The organism is Rhizobium leguminosarum (genome assembly GCF_010668065.1).
Classification (GTDB): domain Bacteria; phylum Pseudomonadota; class Alphaproteobacteria; order Rhizobiales; family Rhizobiaceae; genus Rhizobium; species Rhizobium leguminosarum_S.
The window spans coordinates 11865-27034 of record NZ_WUEN01000008.1; the positions used below are offsets into that span (position 1 = coordinate 11865).

At 61.5% G+C, this 15170-nt stretch carries 15 protein-coding genes; 10 read left to right on the plus strand and 5 right to left on the minus strand.

The window, feature by feature from the left end; genetic code table 11:
- Positions 1-39: 39 nt before the first annotated feature.
- Positions 40-1227, minus strand: coding sequence for a phytanoyl-CoA dioxygenase family protein (locus tag GR198_RS21340; protein WP_164069550.1), 1188 nt, complete (start codon positions 1225-1227; stop codon positions 40-42).
- A 95-nt stretch (positions 1228-1322) separates the two neighbouring features.
- Here GR198_RS21340 and GR198_RS21345 point away from each other — a divergent pair, with 95 nt between their 5' ends.
- Both GR198_RS21345 and GR198_RS21350 read left to right on the plus strand, forming a co-directional pair.
- On the plus strand, positions 1323-2348 hold the full coding sequence (locus GR198_RS21345) for a LacI family DNA-binding transcriptional regulator (RefSeq protein WP_029871782.1): 1026 nt from the start codon (positions 1323-1325) through the stop codon (positions 2346-2348).
- A 65-nt stretch (positions 2349-2413) separates the two neighbouring features.
- Positions 2414-3631, plus strand: a complete 1218-nt coding sequence (locus tag GR198_RS21350; protein ID WP_164069551.1) for an adenylate/guanylate cyclase domain-containing protein — start codon at positions 2414-2416, stop codon at positions 3629-3631.
- 17 nt (positions 3632-3648) lie between these two features.
- On the opposite strand, the gene GR198_RS21355 is transcribed toward GR198_RS21350, so the two are convergent.
- From GR198_RS21355 to GR198_RS21370, 4 genes are all read right to left on the minus strand, one after another.
- Positions 3649-4428 (minus strand): SDR family oxidoreductase, encoded by a 780-nt coding sequence (locus GR198_RS21355; protein WP_029871784.1) that lies wholly within the window; start codon positions 4426-4428, stop codon positions 3649-3651.
- Positions 4429-4509: 81 nt separating this feature from the next.
- Entirely contained in the window at positions 4510-4905 is a 396-nt protein-coding gene (locus tag GR198_RS21360) for a DoxX family protein (protein WP_011653630.1), read from the minus strand.
- 153 nt (positions 4906-5058) lie between these two features.
- Entirely contained in the window at positions 5059-6207 is a 1149-nt protein-coding gene (gene dgoD / locus GR198_RS21365) for a galactonate dehydratase (protein ID WP_011653629.1), read from the minus strand.
- Between the two features lie 66 nt (positions 6208-6273).
- Positions 6274-7029: a FadR/GntR family transcriptional regulator gene (locus GR198_RS21370; protein WP_017989502.1), complete on the minus strand. Its 756-nt coding sequence runs from the start codon at positions 7027-7029 to the stop codon at positions 6274-6276.
- A 212-nt stretch (positions 7030-7241) separates the two neighbouring features.
- Here GR198_RS21370 and GR198_RS21375 point away from each other — a divergent pair, with 212 nt between their 5' ends.
- The 8 genes from GR198_RS21375 (at position 7242) to GR198_RS21410 (ending at position 15151) form a co-directional block, all read left to right on the plus strand.
- Positions 7242-8225 (plus strand): arabinose ABC transporter substrate-binding protein, encoded by a 984-nt coding sequence (locus GR198_RS21375; protein ID WP_029871785.1) that lies wholly within the window; start codon positions 7242-7244, stop codon positions 8223-8225.
- Between the two features lie 70 nt (positions 8226-8295).
- A complete protein-coding gene (gene araG / locus GR198_RS21380) occupies positions 8296-9801 on the plus strand; it encodes an L-arabinose ABC transporter ATP-binding protein AraG (protein ID WP_164069552.1) in 1506 nt (501 codons plus the stop codon).
- Positions 9802-9818: 17 nt separating this feature from the next.
- A complete protein-coding gene (gene araH / locus GR198_RS21385; protein WP_011653625.1) occupies positions 9819-10769 on the plus strand; it encodes an L-arabinose ABC transporter permease AraH in 951 nt (316 codons plus the stop codon).
- Positions 10766-11656, plus strand: coding sequence for an aldose 1-epimerase (locus GR198_RS21390; RefSeq protein ID WP_029871787.1), 891 nt, complete (start codon positions 10766-10768; stop codon positions 11654-11656). The genes araH and GR198_RS21390 overlap by 4 nt, the downstream gene beginning before the upstream one ends.
- On the plus strand, positions 11657-12436 hold the full coding sequence (locus tag GR198_RS21395; protein WP_011653623.1) for an SDR family oxidoreductase: 780 nt from the start codon (positions 11657-11659) through the stop codon (positions 12434-12436).
- Between the two features lie 207 nt (positions 12437-12643).
- Positions 12644-13075, plus strand: coding sequence for an OsmC family protein (locus GR198_RS21400; RefSeq protein ID WP_003543147.1), 432 nt, complete (start codon positions 12644-12646; stop codon positions 13073-13075).
- A gap of 277 nt (positions 13076-13352) precedes the next feature.
- Positions 13353-13961: a TetR family transcriptional regulator gene (locus tag GR198_RS21405; protein ID WP_029871788.1), complete on the plus strand. Its 609-nt coding sequence runs from the start codon at positions 13353-13355 to the stop codon at positions 13959-13961.
- A 50-nt stretch (positions 13962-14011) separates the two neighbouring features.
- Positions 14012-15151: an efflux RND transporter periplasmic adaptor subunit gene (locus GR198_RS21410; protein WP_029871789.1), complete on the plus strand. Its 1140-nt coding sequence runs from the start codon at positions 14012-14014 to the stop codon at positions 15149-15151.
- The last annotated feature ends 19 nt before the right edge of the window (positions 15152-15170 follow it).

The window sequence follows — 15170 nt, forward strand, 5'->3', positions numbered from 1 at the left end:
GGGAGGCTTTTTGCGGATGCAAGAAGCTCGAGCTCCAAATCAGCTCAGCTTCTTCTGCGCCTGCTCGGCAAGTGCTGCCGTAAAGGCTTCATCGCTCCAGCCTTCCCGCAACGCCTCGTGCATCAGCTGCGCCTGTGTCTTCGGCGCCAGTCCGCCGAGCGGCGGGTCGCGGTCGAGGTTGGTCGGGAAGGAGTAGCCCTCGGCGCAGGCGGCGACGGCGTTGGCGATTTCGTCTGGCGAGAGCCTGCCCTGCAAGGTCTTCAAGGCGGGAAACAGCCTGGCGCTCATCCTCTCGCGATGGACGGTTTCCATTGCCCGGCCGAAGGCGGAAGAGACCTGCAGCAGGTTGGCGACACGTTTGATGTCGGCCGAGCGGTTGGTGCCGGCGGCATGGAAGAGGGCGGGATTGAAGAAGACGACGTCACCCTTTTCGAGTGGCAGCTGGACATGGTTGGTCTCGAAATAATCCCGGAACTCCTGCCGCTTCAGTGCGAGATAGCCCGGTACATAGGTCTGGCTGTACGGCAGGAAGAGCGTCGGACCGCTTTCGAGCGGCATATCGCAATGGGCAACCGCGCCCTGCAATGTCAGCACCGGCGAGAGCCGATGCACATGTGCCGGGAACTGCTCGATCACCTTTGAGGACTGAAAGCCGAGATGGTAGTCGCGATGTGCCGACTGCGCCGAACCGCCCGGATTGACGCGGTTGACCTGCGCCGTCATCTGGTAGCTCGGGCCGAGCCAGGCTTCGCTGGCCAGCGCGACGATGGCATTGGCGTAATATTCGGCGAAATTTGCCGGATCGGCGAGGCAATGTTTTTCCAGCGAGTTCCAGATACGGTCGTTGGCGCCAGGCTTGGCGAAGTGGTCGCCGCCGCCGGTCGAGGTGCGGTGCTGTTCCTCGATGATCGCATCGAAAATCTTGCTGGCGCGGTCGATGATGCCGGTGTCTTCGTAAGCGCGCTTGAACACGACGACACCGGGCCCCTCGCCGAAGGCCTCGCAGATTTCCGCCAACACGGCGCGTCGGCCTTCAGGCGTTGCAGCCTCCGTCATCACCTTGCGGCTGTCATAGATCAGCACGTTTTTTTCGAGCGCAGATGCCGAGGGGTAATCGGCAAGTGCCGTCGTCTTTTCCGCAAGGGCGCGAAACTCATCGAGATCGCAGGCGTCTTCGCTCAGCCAGACGCGGTCGGCGCGCAGTTTCTGCTGGTTGTCGGTTTTCATGGCGGGCTCCTCCCTCTTTCCAATGGAGGCACTATACGCCGCGATGCCAGGTGATATAGATCAGAAATCCATCAAAAAACCATCAGACAGATCGCATGGCACACCTCTTTCTCGTCAAGGATATTGCCTTCCAGGCAGGGCTCAGCACCGCGACCGTCGACCGGGTGCTGAACGGCAGACCGGGTGTGCGCCGGCAGACCGAGATGCGGGTGAAGGCGGCGATCGCAGAGCTGGAGAAGCAGCAGGCCGGCGCGATGGGCAGCGGCCGCATGCTGGCGATTGATATCGTCATGGAGACGCCGCAGCGTTTCAGCGATGCGGTACGGGCCGCCTTCGAGGCGGAGATGGCGACCTTCCTGCCGGGCATCTTTCGCTGCCGGTTCCATTTCGCCGAGGTGATGAAGCCGGCTGAGCTGGTGCAGCTTCTCGATCGCATCCGGCTGCGCGGCACGCACGGCATCGTGCTCAAGGCGCCTGACGTCGCCGAGGTGGCTGCCGCCGTCGCGCGGGCGGATGCCGCCGGCATTCCCGTCGTGACGCTGGTGACCGACCTGCCGAATTCGGCACGCATCGCCTATGCCGGCGCCGACAACCGGGCAGCCGGAGAGACTGCCGCCTATCTGATCGGCGAATTTCTCGGGAGGGATGGCGGCAAGGTGCTGGTGACGCTGTCGAGCGGACGGTTCCGTGGCGAGGAGGAGCGCGAAATCGGCTTTCGCCGCGTCATCCGCGCCCGTTATCCCGACATCGGCATTACCGAAATCAGCGAGGGGCACGGCACCGATGCTGCGACGGGAACGCTTGCCGCGGCAGCGCTTGCGGCCGATCCCGCCATCAACGCCGTCTATTCGATCGGCGGCGGCAACCGGGCGGTGCTTGCGGTCTTCGACATGGCCAAACGTCCCGTCCGCGTTTTCGTCGCCCATGATCTCGACGCGGATAATCGCGCCCTTCTTGCGGCGCGTCGGATCGGCTTCGTGCTGCATCATGATCTCAGAACCGATGCGCGTTCGGCCTTCCGGGCGATCATGAGCCGGGCGACCGCCTTACCGCGCGCGGTTACGCCCTCGCTTTCATCAGTCGAAATCGTCACGCCCTACAATATGCCCGCGGCCGATTGAGCCAATTGACTTTCCTTCGATGCCGAATTCGGGCTACAGCTTTGACACGAGTTTAGGTGAGCGACATGGATTACAGCGACGTCAGCACGATTGCAGCCTGGATTACGGAGCAGGGACTGAAGGGCGTTTCGGAAGCCGAATTGATGACCGGTTTCTGCTCGGCTTGCCGGGATGCCGGCCTACCGCTCGACCGCGGTCTGGCGCTGATGGATACGCTGCATCCGGTGCATGAGGGCCGCGCCTTCCGCTGGGACAGCGTCGAGGAAGTCCAGACCGAATTCGAATATGGTCCGACGATCTCGGGGGAGGCGGCGTCGAACTGGCAGCGTTCGGCCTTCTTTCATCTTTGGTCTCGCAACGAACGGGAGATACGTCGGCGTCTCGGCTTCGGCGATCCGATCGATTTCTCCTTGCTCGATACGATCGCCGAAGCCGGTCACACGGATTTCGTGGCGATGATGCACCGTTTTTCCGAGGCCGGCACGATCGGCGAGATGGATTGCTTCTTCTCGCATTTCGCGACGAAACATCCTGAGGGCTTTTCCGATCACGACCTCGCCATCCTGCGCAAGCTGGTGCCGGTGCTGGGGCTGGCGATCAAATGCATCGCGCTCGGGCGTATCGCCCGCACCATCGCCGAGGTCTATCTCGGCGAGGACGCCGCGCGCCAGGTGATGGAAGGCAAGATCAGCCGCGGCAAATCGGAGCGGATTTCCGCGGCACTCTGGTTTTCCGATCTGCTGAACTACACCAAGATCTCCGACAGCGTGCCGCCGGAGGAGATCATCCCGCTGCTCAACGACTATAGCGAGGCGGTGATCACGGCGATCCACGAGTCCGGCGGCAACGTGCTGAAGCTGATCGGCGACGGTGTGCTCGCCATCTTTAAGGGCGAGGTGCCGGCGGAGACGTGTCGCGCAGCGCTGAGCGCCGAATCGCTGCTACGGGAAAAGCTCACGACGCTGAATGCCGCGCGTGCGGCCGACGGCCGGGCGACGACCGACGTCTATATCGGCCTGCATATCGGTGATGTCTTCTACGGTAATATCGGCAGCCAGGACCGGTTGGACTTCACCGTCATCGGACCTGCCGTCAACGAGGTCAGCCGGATCGCCTCGATGTGTCGTTCCGTCGATCTCAACCTGTTGATCTCCTCCGATTTCGCCGCGGCGATACCAGAGCAGCAGCGTACCGCACTCGCCTGCGTCGGGCGCTATGCGTTGCGCGGCGTGCAGCGCGCCCAGCAGCTTTATACGCTCGAAAGCGCCCGGCTGAACGGCTGAGTTCCCGACCGCAAGGGCTATCGCAACAGGCCCTGGCCGCCGTCGATCCAGATCGGCGTACCAGTGATATGTCGGGCGCGCTCGGATGCGAGGAAAAGGATGGTTTCGGCGACATCCTCGCTCTTGCCTGCCTTGCCGGCGGCAATCGGGATATCCCCTTGCGGCCAGATGACCGGAACCTCCGTCTCCTCGCGATGGCGGCTGTCGGTATTGGCGCCGATATTGGTCTCGATCTCGCCGGGGCAGACGGCATTGACGCGGATGCCGTGTCGACCGAGTTCGAGGGCGAGTTGCTGGACCATGGCGACCTGGCCCGCCTTGGTTGCGGTGTAGGCGGTGGCGCCCGGCGTGGTGAAGGTGCGGGTGCCGTTGATCGAGGAGACGACGATGATCGAACCGCCATGGCGCTTCAGATGCGGAACCGTCAGATGCAGGGTGAGATAGGTGCCGCGCAGATTGACGGCGATGGTCTTGTCCCATTCTTCCGGCTTCAGATCGTCGATCGGCGCCCAGACGCCGTTGATCCCAGCATTGGCGACAACGATGTCGAGGCCGCCGAAGGTGTCGGTCAGCTTCGCGACGACGCTTCGCATTTGAGCTTCGTCGCTGGTATCTGCCGTCAGCGCGATCGACTCTCCGCCGGCGGCCTTGATCTCGGCGCAGGTCTTTTCGACCTCGTCGGCGGTGCGGCTCAATGCTGCGACCCTTGCACCCTCGGCAGCGAGCCGCAACGCGGCCGCTTTGCCGATGCCCGAACCGGCGCCTGTTACCAATGCGATCTTTCCCTTCAGCTCCATGGGCGGGATCTCCTTGCCGTTTTGCCGACATGCCAACTGTTCGGCGCGGCAGTTGGTTCCGGAGGCGGCGGGTCGTCGCGGTTATCTTAGAAGCGTTTGCTTCAATGCCCATCTCTCCGGTCCGTGGACGGCGGCAAAGAGCAGACCGGCGAGGAAGGTAAAGTGATCGACGAAGAAGCCGAATTCGGCCTGGTTCTGTTGCCAATGGGACGGACCGTGGAAGGCGAAAGCGAGGAAGATCACATAGATGGCTGCAAGCAGGCTGGCCTCGGTGAAGAAGGCTCCTGATATGAAAGCGAGCGCCAGCGCGATCTCGAAAAAGGCGGCGATCCAGGTAAGGAATGTCGCCATCGGAAAGCCTGCCGCGGTTATATAGCCTGCTGTTGCGCCGATATCGGCGAACTTGAAGCCGGCGGCCATGAAGAAGACGAAGCTGAAGATGATGCGGGCGACGATGATTGCGATTGCTCTGGCCATCCTGAAATCTCCTCTTTGAGTTTCCAGTATGACGGACGAGATCCCCGATATCCGACACGGTGAATGAAAAAGGGCCGCTTGCGCGACCCTACCACTTTGAATTGCGCACACTCCTTTCCGAAAATCGGTTCCGATTTTCGGGGTTATGCGCTCTCACCACTCGGCGAAGCTGCCGTCGGCATGTCGCCAGATCGGGTTGCGCCAGCGGTGGCCCTCCTTGGCGCGTTCGATGACATAGGCCTCGTCGACCTCGATGCCGAGCCCTGGACCCTGCGGGATCGAAACGAAACCATCGGCATACTGGAACACCTCCTTGTTGGAGATGTAGTCGAGGATGTCGTTGCCCTTGTTGTAGTGGATGCCGAGGCTCTGTTCCTGGATGAAGGCATTGTAGCTGACGGCATCGACCTGCAGGCAGGCGGCAAGCGCGATCGGACCAAGTGGGCAATGCGGCGCCAGCGCCACGTCGTAGGCTTCGGCCATCGCTGCGATCTTGCGGCATTCGGTGATGCCGCCGGCATGGGAGAGGTCCGGCTGGATGATGTCGACATAGCCGTCGGAGAGAACCTGCTTGAAGTCCCAACGCGAAAAGAGCCGTTCACCCAGCGCAATCGGCGTCGAGGTGTGGTTGACGATATCGCGTAGCGCTTCCTTGTTTTCGGAAAGCACCGGCTCTTCGATGAACATCAGCTTGTAGGGATCGAGCTCCTTGGCGAGAACCTTCGCCATCGGCTTGTGGACACGGCCGTGGAAATCGACGCCGATGCCGATATGCGGGCCGATCGCCTCGCGGATGGCGGCGATGGTCTCGACCGCCTTCTCGACCTTTTCGTTGGTGTCGACGATCTGCATTTCCTCGCAGCCATTGAGTTTGATCGCCTTGAAACCGCGGGCCACCACTTCCTTGGCATTGTTGGCGACATCCGAGGGACGGTCGCCGCCGATCCAGGAATAGACCTTGATGCGATCACGGAGCTGGCCGCCGAGCAGGGAATGGATCGGCTGGCCGAGCGCCTTGCCCTTGATGTCCCACAGCGCCTGGTCGATGCCCGAGATCGCGCTCATGTGGACGGCGCCGCCGCGATAGAAGCCGCCACGATACATCACGGTCCAGTGGTCTTCGATCAGGAAAGGATCCTTGCCGATCAGGTAGTCTTCCAGCTCATGGACGGCGGCCTGAACGGTGAGCGCACGGCCTTCGACGACCGGTTCGCCCCAGCCGACGATGCCCTCGTCGGTCTCGACCTTCAAAAACAGCCAGCGCGGGGGAACGATATAGGTGGTGAGTTTGGTGATCTTCATCGCTGCTCTTTCAGTCTCTTCCCGGGTTTGCGATCGGCGGCGCGTCCGCAGATTTGTCGTGATAGTTCATTTCGTTCTGCCGATCGCTTTTTCGGCGGCGGCAAGATCGCGCACCGCAAGATCAAGCATGCGGTTGGCGCATTCGCGGGCGCCTGTTTTGTCGCGCATGCGCAGGGCCTCGACCAACTGGCCGTGAACGAGCACCGCATCCTCGCGATTCTCGACACCGATATTGGAGGCATGCAGCGCATATTTCAGCGCCGCGTGAATGGCGCTCGACAGGCGGCGGAAGACCTGGTTGTGGCTGGCGGTGAGCAGCACCGTGTGGAACATGACGTCGGCATCGGTGAAGCTTTCCGGGTCGCGGGCGCTGTCGCGCATCTGCCGCCAGGCATTGTCGAGATCGGCGATCTCCTGGGCGCTGGCGCGCTCGGCGGCATATTCGGCGGCTGCCGGCTCGATGGTGCGGCGGGCTTCGAGAATGCAGCCGAGCAGGTCGAAATCCTTGATATAGGGACCCATCCATTCAAGCACGTCGGCGTCGAGGATATTCCAGTCATCCTTGTCGCAGACGGTGGTTCCGATGCGCGGCTTGCCGCGGACAAGGCCTTTGGATTCCAGCACTTTCAGCGATTCGCGAATGACGGTGCGGCTGACGCCGTAGAGTTCGCAGAGATCGTTTTCGCGGGGCAGCGGCGAGCCCGCGGGATAGCGGTCCGCACAGATATCCTGAGCGATCGCCGCCGTGACGTTGCGGCGTACGCGCGGGCGGCGCTCGATGCGGCGGCTTTCGGCCCCGCTCTGTCGCTCGATTGTTTCCAACTCACCTCTCCGCTCTGTCTCGCGTGCTAGGCAACCGAACCTGATTATCCGAATTCGATCCGCTTTGCGACGCTTCCTCCCGGCACCTCGTCAACAATCCTATTATTCCAATCATCATACATTGGCAATTGACTGGTATGATGATTTATCATAATTCAATGGACGTTGCCTGGGAGGCAGCTGCTCGGTTTTTGAGAGTTAGGGAGAGAGACATGCGCTTGTTCAAAGCAGCCATTCTGGCTGGCACTTTCGCCATTCTGGCAGCCGGCTCGGCATTTTCCGCGGACGTCAAGATAGGGTTCATCGTCAAGCAGCCTGAGGAACCGTGGTTCCAGGACGAATGGAAATTCGCCGACCAGGCCGCCAAGGAAAAAGGCTTCACCGTCGTCAAGATCGGCGCCGAAGACGGCGAGAAGGTCCAGTCGGCGATCGATAATCTCGGCGCGCAGGGCGCGCAGGGCTTCATCATCTGCACGCCCGACGTCAAACTCGGCCCCGGCATCGTCGCCAAGGCCGAAGCCAACCAGCTGAAGCTGATGACGGTCGACGACCGCCTCGTCAGCGCCGACGGCAAGCCGCTGGAAGACGTGCCGCATATGGGCATTTCAGCCACCAAGATCGGCGAGACCGTCGGCCAGGCGATCGTCGACGAAATCAAGAAGCGCGGCTGGGACATGAAGAATGTCGGCGCCGTGCGGGTCTCCTATGACCAGCTGCCGACCGCCGTCGACCGCGTCGAAGGCGCGATGTCGGTGCTGAAGGCCGCCGGCTTCCCGGCCGAAAACATCTATGATGCGCCACAGGCGAAGACGGATACGGAAGCGGCGCTCAACGCGGCAACCACCGTTCTCAACAAACATGCCGACGTGAAATACTGGGTCGCCTTCGGCCTCAACGACGAAGCCGTCCTCGGCGCCGTCCGTGCTTCCGAATCGGTCGGCATTCCGGCGGCCAACGTCATCGGTGTCGGCATCGGCGGTGCGGAATCGGCGATCAACGAGTTCAAGAAGCCGGCGGCGACGGGCTTCTTCGGCACCGTCATCATCTCGCCGAAGCGTCACGGCTATGAGACGGCGCTCAACATGTATGACTGGATCGCCAACGACAAGGAGCCGGCAAAGCTGACGTTGACCTCCGGTTCCCTGGCACTGCGCGGCGATTTTGAAAAGGTCCGCAAGGATCTTGGCATCGAGTGATCGTCCTTCCAAGATGATATCGTCCGGCGGCCGCCTAGCGTGCCGCCGGGTCCTTCTCGGTGGAGCAATGATGGCTTTCCTCGAATTCAGCAATATCTCCAAGGGTTATCCCGGCGTGCAGGCGCTGGCGAATGTGTCCTTCACTGTCGAGAAGGGTGCCGTCCACGGCTTGATGGGTGAAAACGGCGCCGGTAAATCGACGCTGATCCGGGTACTGTCCGGCGATCAGGCCGCCGATGCTGGCAACATCCTCATCGACGGCGAGGAGCAGAAATATGCGTCCGTCCGTGACGCCTTCCATGCCGGTGTCATCGTCATCCATCAGGAACTGCAACTCGTTCCGGAGTTGACGGTCGCTGAAAATCTCTGGCTCGGACGCTTTCCGGCCAAGGGCGGCGTCATCCATTCGAAAGTGCTGATCGAGACGGTGCGGTCGAAGCTTGAGGAGATCGGCATCGATGTCGATCCGTCGGCCAAGGTCGCCTCGCTTTCGATCGGTGCGCGGCAGATGGTCGAGATCGCCAAGGCCGTCATGCTCGATGCACGGGTGATCGCGCTCGACGAGCCGACCTCCTCGCTTTCCTCGCGCGAAAGCGAAATCCTGTTTTCGCTCATCGACAGGCTGAAGGCGCAGGGAACGGTCATTCTCTACGTCTCGCATCGTCTCGATGAGATCTTTCGTCTTTGCGACAGCCTGACGGTGCTACGCGACGGCAAGCTTGCCGCCCACCATCCTCAGATCGCCGAAACCACGCGCGAGCAGATCATCTCGGAAATGGTCGGACGCGAGATCAGCAATGTCTGGGGCTGGCGCGAACGTCCGTTCGGCGGCATTCGGCTGGAGGTCAACGGCCTGTCGGGGCCGAGGCTGCGCCATCCGATCAGCTTTTCCGTCCGCCAGGGCGAAATCCTCGGTTTCTTCGGCCTGATCGGCGCTGGCCGTAGCGAGGTGGCGCGGCTGCTTTACGGCGCCGATGCCAGGCATCAGGGCCAGGTGACCATCGACGGCGTTGCCGTTTCGCCGAACAATCCGAAAGCGGCGATCAATGCCGGCATGGTGCTTTGCCCCGAGGACCGCAAGTTCGACGGCATCGTCCAGGGCCGATCGATCGAAGAAAATATCGCGATCTCGTCACGCCGGCACTTTTCGCCCTTCGGCATTCTGAGCCCGAGACAAGAGGCGGCGCTGGCAGATCGGTTCATCGCCAAGCTTCGGGTGCGAACACCGTCGCGCAAGCAGGACATCATCAATCTATCGGGCGGCAACCAGCAGAAGGTCATTCTCGGCCGCTGGCTGTCCGAGCAGGGGATCAAGGTGCTGGTCATCGACGAGCCGACGCGCGGCATCGATGTCGGGGCGAAATCGGAAATCTACGAAATTCTCTATGAGCTTGCGGCCGGCGGCATGGCGATCGTGGTGATCTCCAGCGAGTTGCCCGAAGTCATGGGCATCTCCGATCGCATCATGGTGATGTGCCAGGGCAGGGTGGCGGCCAACGTCGCCCGTCCGGATTTCGACGAGCGCAGCATCCTGACGGCAGCGCTTCCCGACAAGAATGCCGCAGGCACCCTTTAGAACCAGGAATACGGACGATGAATTCGTTGAAAAAAATCCTTCTCGGCGAACAAGGGCTGGTGGTGATCTTTGCTGCCGCCTTCGTGATCGTCTCGCTCTTCGTTCCGAACTTCCTGACCGAGCGAAACATGCTGGGGCTGCTGCAATCGGTCGTCACGATCGGCATCGTTGCCTGCACGATGATGTTCTGCCTGGCGTCGCGCGATTTCGACCTTTCGGTTGGATCGATCGTCGCCTTCTCCGGCATGATCGCGGTGATGGTCTCGAATGCGACGGGCTCCATTCCCGTCGGGCTGCTCGCCGCCCTGCTTTGCGGCGCCGTCGTCGGTTTCGTCAATGGTATCGTCATTGCGCGGTTTCGCATCAATGCGCTGATCACCACGCTTGCGACCATGCAGATCGTGCGCGGGCTGGCGCTGATCGCTTCCGATGGCCGCGCCGTCGGCATCAACGATCCCGCCTTCTACCAGCTTGCCCTGTCGCGATTTCTCACCGTGCCGACGCCGATCTGGATCATGCTGATCCTTTTCATCCTCTTCGGTTTCGTGCTCAACCGCACCGTCTTCGGCAAGAACACCCTGGCGATCGGCGGCAATCCCGAGGCCTCGCGGCTTGCCGGTGTCAATGTCGTCAACATGCGAGTCTGGATCTTTGCGCTGCAGGGGCTTGTCTGCGGCATAGCCGGAATTCTGCTTGCCTCCCGCATCACCTCCGGCCAGCCGAATGCGGCGACAGGGCTTGAGCTTTCGGTGATTTCGGCCTGCGTTCTTGGCGGCGTTTCGCTGGCCGGCGGCCGGGCGGCGATGAGCGGCGTCATTGTCGGTGTGCTGATTATGGGCATCGCCGAAAACGTCATGAACCTCTTGAATATCCAGGCGTTCTATCAGTATGTGGTACGCGGGCTGATCCTGCTGATCGCAGTGTTGCTCGACAATTTGAGGTCTTCGGCTGCGGGACGGCGCGGATGAACCAGGGACAAACCGGCGATGACATCGAACTGAGGCACGGCGATCTCGCCGTCCGGGTCAGCCGTCGGGGTGCCGCCGTCACCGCCGCGACCTATCGAGGCATGCCCTTTCTCGTGGTGGCCGGCGGCCCTGAAGGAACGATGGCGAATTTCGCGATGGTGCCGTTCGGCAACCGCGTGGAAGGCAATATCATGTCCTTTGCCGGACGCGACTATGCCTTCCAGCCGAATACTTCCGATCCGCTCTATCGGCACGGCGACGGCTGGCTCAGCCTCTGGCAACTTGAAGACTCCAGCCCGGAGCATGCGCAGTTCTGCTTTTCCCGCAGCGCCGACAGTGTTTCACCCTATGCCTATCTTACCCGGCAGGAGATCCGTCTCGCCGGCAATGCTCTGGTGCTTAGGCTTTCCGTGGAAAACCGCGGGGAAGCGGCTCTTCCTTTCGGGCTCGGTCAACATCCCTTCTTCGCGCGCACGCCAAAGACGCGACTGACGATTGCGGCCGATCGCTATTGGAGTGAGCGGCCGGACCATCTTCCGGAGATGCCTGGCCCTGTGCCGGACTATTTCGATTTCAGATCCGAAAAGCTTTTGCCGCAGAGATGGATGAACAATGCCTTCGAGGGTTGGAATGGGCGAGCTGCGATCGCCTGGCCGGAGCTTGGAATCCAGGCGGCGCTGGAAGCCGACGGTGCGCTCGATCGCTTCATGCTGTATATGCCGGTCAACCGGAGCGACTTCTTCTGCCTCGAGCCGATGAGCCACCTGCCGAACGGCCACCATCTGCCTGATTTCGGTGGGCTCGCGCCGCTTGCGCCGGGGGAGGTTCTTGCCGGCACGGTGACGATCCTGATGTCGGCGCTGCCGGTTCGATCGGAGGAGGGATAGATGGGCGGCCGCCTGCAGGGCAAGAACATCCTGATAACAGGTGCTGCGCAGGGTATCGGCCTTGCGATCGCGAAGGCTTTCCTGCGGGAGGATGCCGCCGTCTTTCTCGTCGATCGCGATGCGGCGCTGCTGGCGCAGGCGGCGAAAGAGCTCCAGAGCAGTGGCGGCCAGCTTGGTTATCTGCCGGCCGATATTACCGATGCCGGGACGATCACGACTTTGGTCGCTCAGGCGAATGAAGAAATCGGGCAGCTGAATGCGCTCGTCAACAATGCCGGGGTGAATGTCTTCGCCGAACCGCTCGAGACGACGGACGAGGAATGGAACCGCTGCTTCGACATCAATCTGAAGGGCGCATGGAACTGCTGCAAGGCGGTGCTGCCGGGCCTGATCGAACAGGGCGGCGGCGTTATCCTCAACATCGCCTCGACGCACGCTTTCACCATCATCCCGCACACATTTCCCTATCCGCTGGCAAAACACGCCCTGCTCGGAATGACGAAATCCTTGGGGCTCGAATATGCCGCCCGCAATATCCGCGTGAACGCGCTGGCGCCGGGCTATGTCTCGACGCAGAAGGTGATCGATTACTGGAACGGCTTTCCTGATCCGGAGGCGGCAAAGGCCGAAACGATGAAACTGCATCCCGGCGGTCGCATCGCGACGCCGGAGGAGATTGCCATGGCGGCCGTGTTCATGATCTCCGACGAGTGCCCGTTCATCAATGCCACCTGCCTGACGATCGACGGCGGCCTCAGCGTGCTGCAGCATCCCGCCTGACGGGCTTCGATCCCGCTATTTTTACAAGCCTGTCGTCTTCTCGGGATAGAGCATTATATTGCCCATCGGGAAGGCTATCTGATCTCCCGCAGGCATGGAGCGGCCCCTGCCGCTTTCTGGAAACAGTTGGAGCATGATGTTGTCCGAAAACCGCGCACACTTTTCGGCATCATGCTCTGAAAGCACAATCGAAAACAGGAGGACGGCATGCAGATCAATCGCACGGCTTCGGCTCATTGGACCGGTGGCCTCAAGGACGGAAAAGGCCTGATCTCGACGCAGAGCGGCGCCCTGAAGGATTACCCCTACGGCTTTGCGAGCCGCTTCGAAGGCGTTGCCGGCACCAACCCGGAAGAACTGATCGGTGCCGCCCATGCCGGCTGCTTCACCATGGCGCTGTCGTTGATCCTCGGTGAAGCCGGCTTTACCGCCGAGCATATGGAAACCTCCGCCAAGGTGACGCTCGAAAGCGTCGAGGGCGGTTTTGCCATTACTGCCATCCACCTCTCGCTCTCCGGCCGTATTCCCGGTGCCGATGAGGCGACCTTCACCGAACTCGCCAATAAGGCAAAGGCCGGCTGCCCGGTTTCGAAGGCGCTCGCCTCCGTTCCGATCACACTCGACGTCAAGGTCGTCTGACCCGTGAGTCTGAAGTGCCGCGCGCTTCGCCGCGGCACTTCCCATTTGTTGCCCCCGTTCTCGGGGTCCGCCTGTTCCGACGTCTCGGTCGTCGGCATCACGCGTGCGGGCCACGCCTTCTCACCGTTCATCGATCGTCTCAAGTTGGTGCTTTCGCAGGATCACGCTCGTCCCGCGACACCTTGTGCTGCGCCGCGGCATATTGACAAGTAGCGCTTGATATTTTACGACTGACGAAATTCGAAAATCGTCAGTCGTAATTCAGGCCTCGAAACTTATGAACGACCTCACGGAAAATACACTCGACATCACGCGGCAGGAGAATGTCACGCGCATTCTCGATGCGGCCGAGCGGCTGTTCCGTCACTATGGCTACAGCAAGACGACGGTGGCCGACATTGCCCGCGATCTCGGCATGTCGCCGGCCAATATTTATCGTTTCTTCGCCTCCAAGGTGGAAATCCACCAGGCGCTCTGCGGGCGCATGCTCGCCACCGCTTATCAGATCGCTTACGACATCCGCCATCAGCCGATCAGCGCCAGCGAGCGGCTGCGCCGCTATGTCGAGACCCAGCATCAGTTGACGCTGGACCTGATGCTCGACGAGATGAAGGTGCATGAGATGATCATCGTCGCGATCGAGCGCGACTGGCACGTCATCGAAAAACATATCGACCGCGTTCATGATCTCATTGCCGAAATCATCGCCGAAGGCATTGCCGCCGGCGAGTTCGCCGAGCAGGACCCGGTCGTTGCCTCGCGCTGCTTCGGTGCCGCGACGAACACGCTCTGCCATCCGCAGATGGTGGCGCAATGTCTTGCCAAAACCAACCGCGCAAGCGTCGACGAACTGATCGACTACGTGATCAGGGCGCTGAAGAAATAGTGGACGGCAGCCGCCGTCGGGACCCCCGAAACGATCCAGGAGTGCGGAAGATGTTTTCGCTCAAGACCCTCAGCCATCGCATGCCGTCCGTCGCCAGTCTCGCGCTCATCGGCGCCATCGGCATCGGCGTTTCTGCCTGCTCGGAAGAGAAGGCTGAGGTCAAGCAAGTCATCCGGCCGGTGAAGGTCGTCGAGATCGCCAAGGCCGGCGACACCCGCAAGCTCGATTATTCGGGCTCGGTCAAGGCGCGCACGGAGATGAACCTCGGATTTCGCGTCGCCGGCAAGATCACCGAACGCCTCGTCGATATCGGCGACAAGGTGAAGCCGGGCGACGTGCTCGCTCGGATGGACTCCACCGATTACCAGCTGGCGGTCAAGACGGCGGAAGCCAATCTCGCAGCCGCTGAAAAAGGCGTCGAAACCGCCGATCTCGTGAACAAGCGCAATCAGCAGCTGTTCGACAAGAATGTTTCGCCGAAATCCCAGCTCGAGCAAGCGTCGCTCAGTTACGATCAGGCCGTTTCAAGCCGCGATGCCGCCGTCTCGGCGCTCGATCAGGCGAAGAACCAGGTGAGTTATGCGGAGCTGAAGGCCGACCACAACGGGATTGTCACGACGATCAATGCCGATGTCGGCCAGGTCGTTGCGTCGGGCACTCCCGTCGTCGCCGTTGCCGTCGACGGCGAAAAGGAAGTGCAGATTGCGGTTCCAGAAAACGACATTGCCGAATTCAAGCCGGGCAAGACAGTCAAGGCCAGCTTCTGGGCTGACGACAGGCTGGTGCTCGACGGCAAGGTGCGCGAGGTTTCCGGCAGCGCCGACCAGCAGTCGCGTACCTTTGCGGTTCGGGTGAGCCTGCCGAACGATCCGCAGGTGTTGCTCGGCATGACGGCGACGATCGAGGCCGATGTCAGCAACGGCAACAGCTATGTCTCGATCCCACTCAGCGCCCTGGCTGAGAAAGACGGCAAGCAGATGGTCTGGACCGTCGACCGCGACACGGCGACCGTGCATGGCCGCGACATCAAGGTCGCCGACTTTACCGGCGACGGCGTGCATGTGACCGAGGGTCTCGATACCGGCGATCTCGTCGTTTCGGCCGGCACGCAGTTCATGAGCGAGAATCTGAAGGTGAAGGTGCCGGACCAGCAGTCGGCCCTGGCCGCCACGGACCAGACCGTCCGCTGATCACGCCGTAGGATATAGG

Coding starts and splice junctions, on each gene's coding strand:
- GR198_RS21340 (WP_164069550.1), bottom strand. CDS start 1,227: ATGAAAACCGACAACCAGCAGAAACTGCGCGCCGACCGCGTCTGGCTG.
- GR198_RS21345 (WP_029871782.1), top strand. CDS start 1,323: ATGGCACACCTCTTTCTCGTCAAGGATATTGCCTTCCAGGCAGGGCTC.
- GR198_RS21350 (WP_164069551.1), top strand. CDS start 2,414: ATGGATTACAGCGACGTCAGCACGATTGCAGCCTGGATTACGGAGCAG.
- GR198_RS21355 (WP_029871784.1), bottom strand. CDS start 4,428: ATGGAGCTGAAGGGAAAGATCGCATTGGTAACAGGCGCCGGTTCGGGC.
- GR198_RS21360 (WP_011653630.1), bottom strand. CDS start 4,905: ATGGCCAGAGCAATCGCAATCATCGTCGCCCGCATCATCTTCAGCTTC.
- dgoD (WP_011653629.1), bottom strand. CDS start 6,207: ATGAAGATCACCAAACTCACCACCTATATCGTTCCCCCGCGCTGGCTG.
- GR198_RS21375 (WP_029871785.1), top strand. CDS start 7,242: ATGCGCTTGTTCAAAGCAGCCATTCTGGCTGGCACTTTCGCCATTCTG.
- araG (WP_164069552.1), top strand. CDS start 8,296: ATGGCTTTCCTCGAATTCAGCAATATCTCCAAGGGTTATCCCGGCGTG.
- araH (WP_011653625.1), top strand. CDS start 9,819: ATGAATTCGTTGAAAAAAATCCTTCTCGGCGAACAAGGGCTGGTGGTG.
- GR198_RS21390 (WP_029871787.1), top strand. CDS start 10,766: ATGAACCAGGGACAAACCGGCGATGACATCGAACTGAGGCACGGCGAT.
- GR198_RS21395 (WP_011653623.1), top strand. CDS start 11,657: ATGGGCGGCCGCCTGCAGGGCAAGAACATCCTGATAACAGGTGCTGCG.
- GR198_RS21400 (WP_003543147.1), top strand. CDS start 12,644: ATGCAGATCAATCGCACGGCTTCGGCTCATTGGACCGGTGGCCTCAAG.
- GR198_RS21405 (WP_029871788.1), top strand. CDS start 13,353: ATGAACGACCTCACGGAAAATACACTCGACATCACGCGGCAGGAGAAT.
- GR198_RS21410 (WP_029871789.1), top strand. CDS start 14,012: ATGTTTTCGCTCAAGACCCTCAGCCATCGCATGCCGTCCGTCGCCAGT.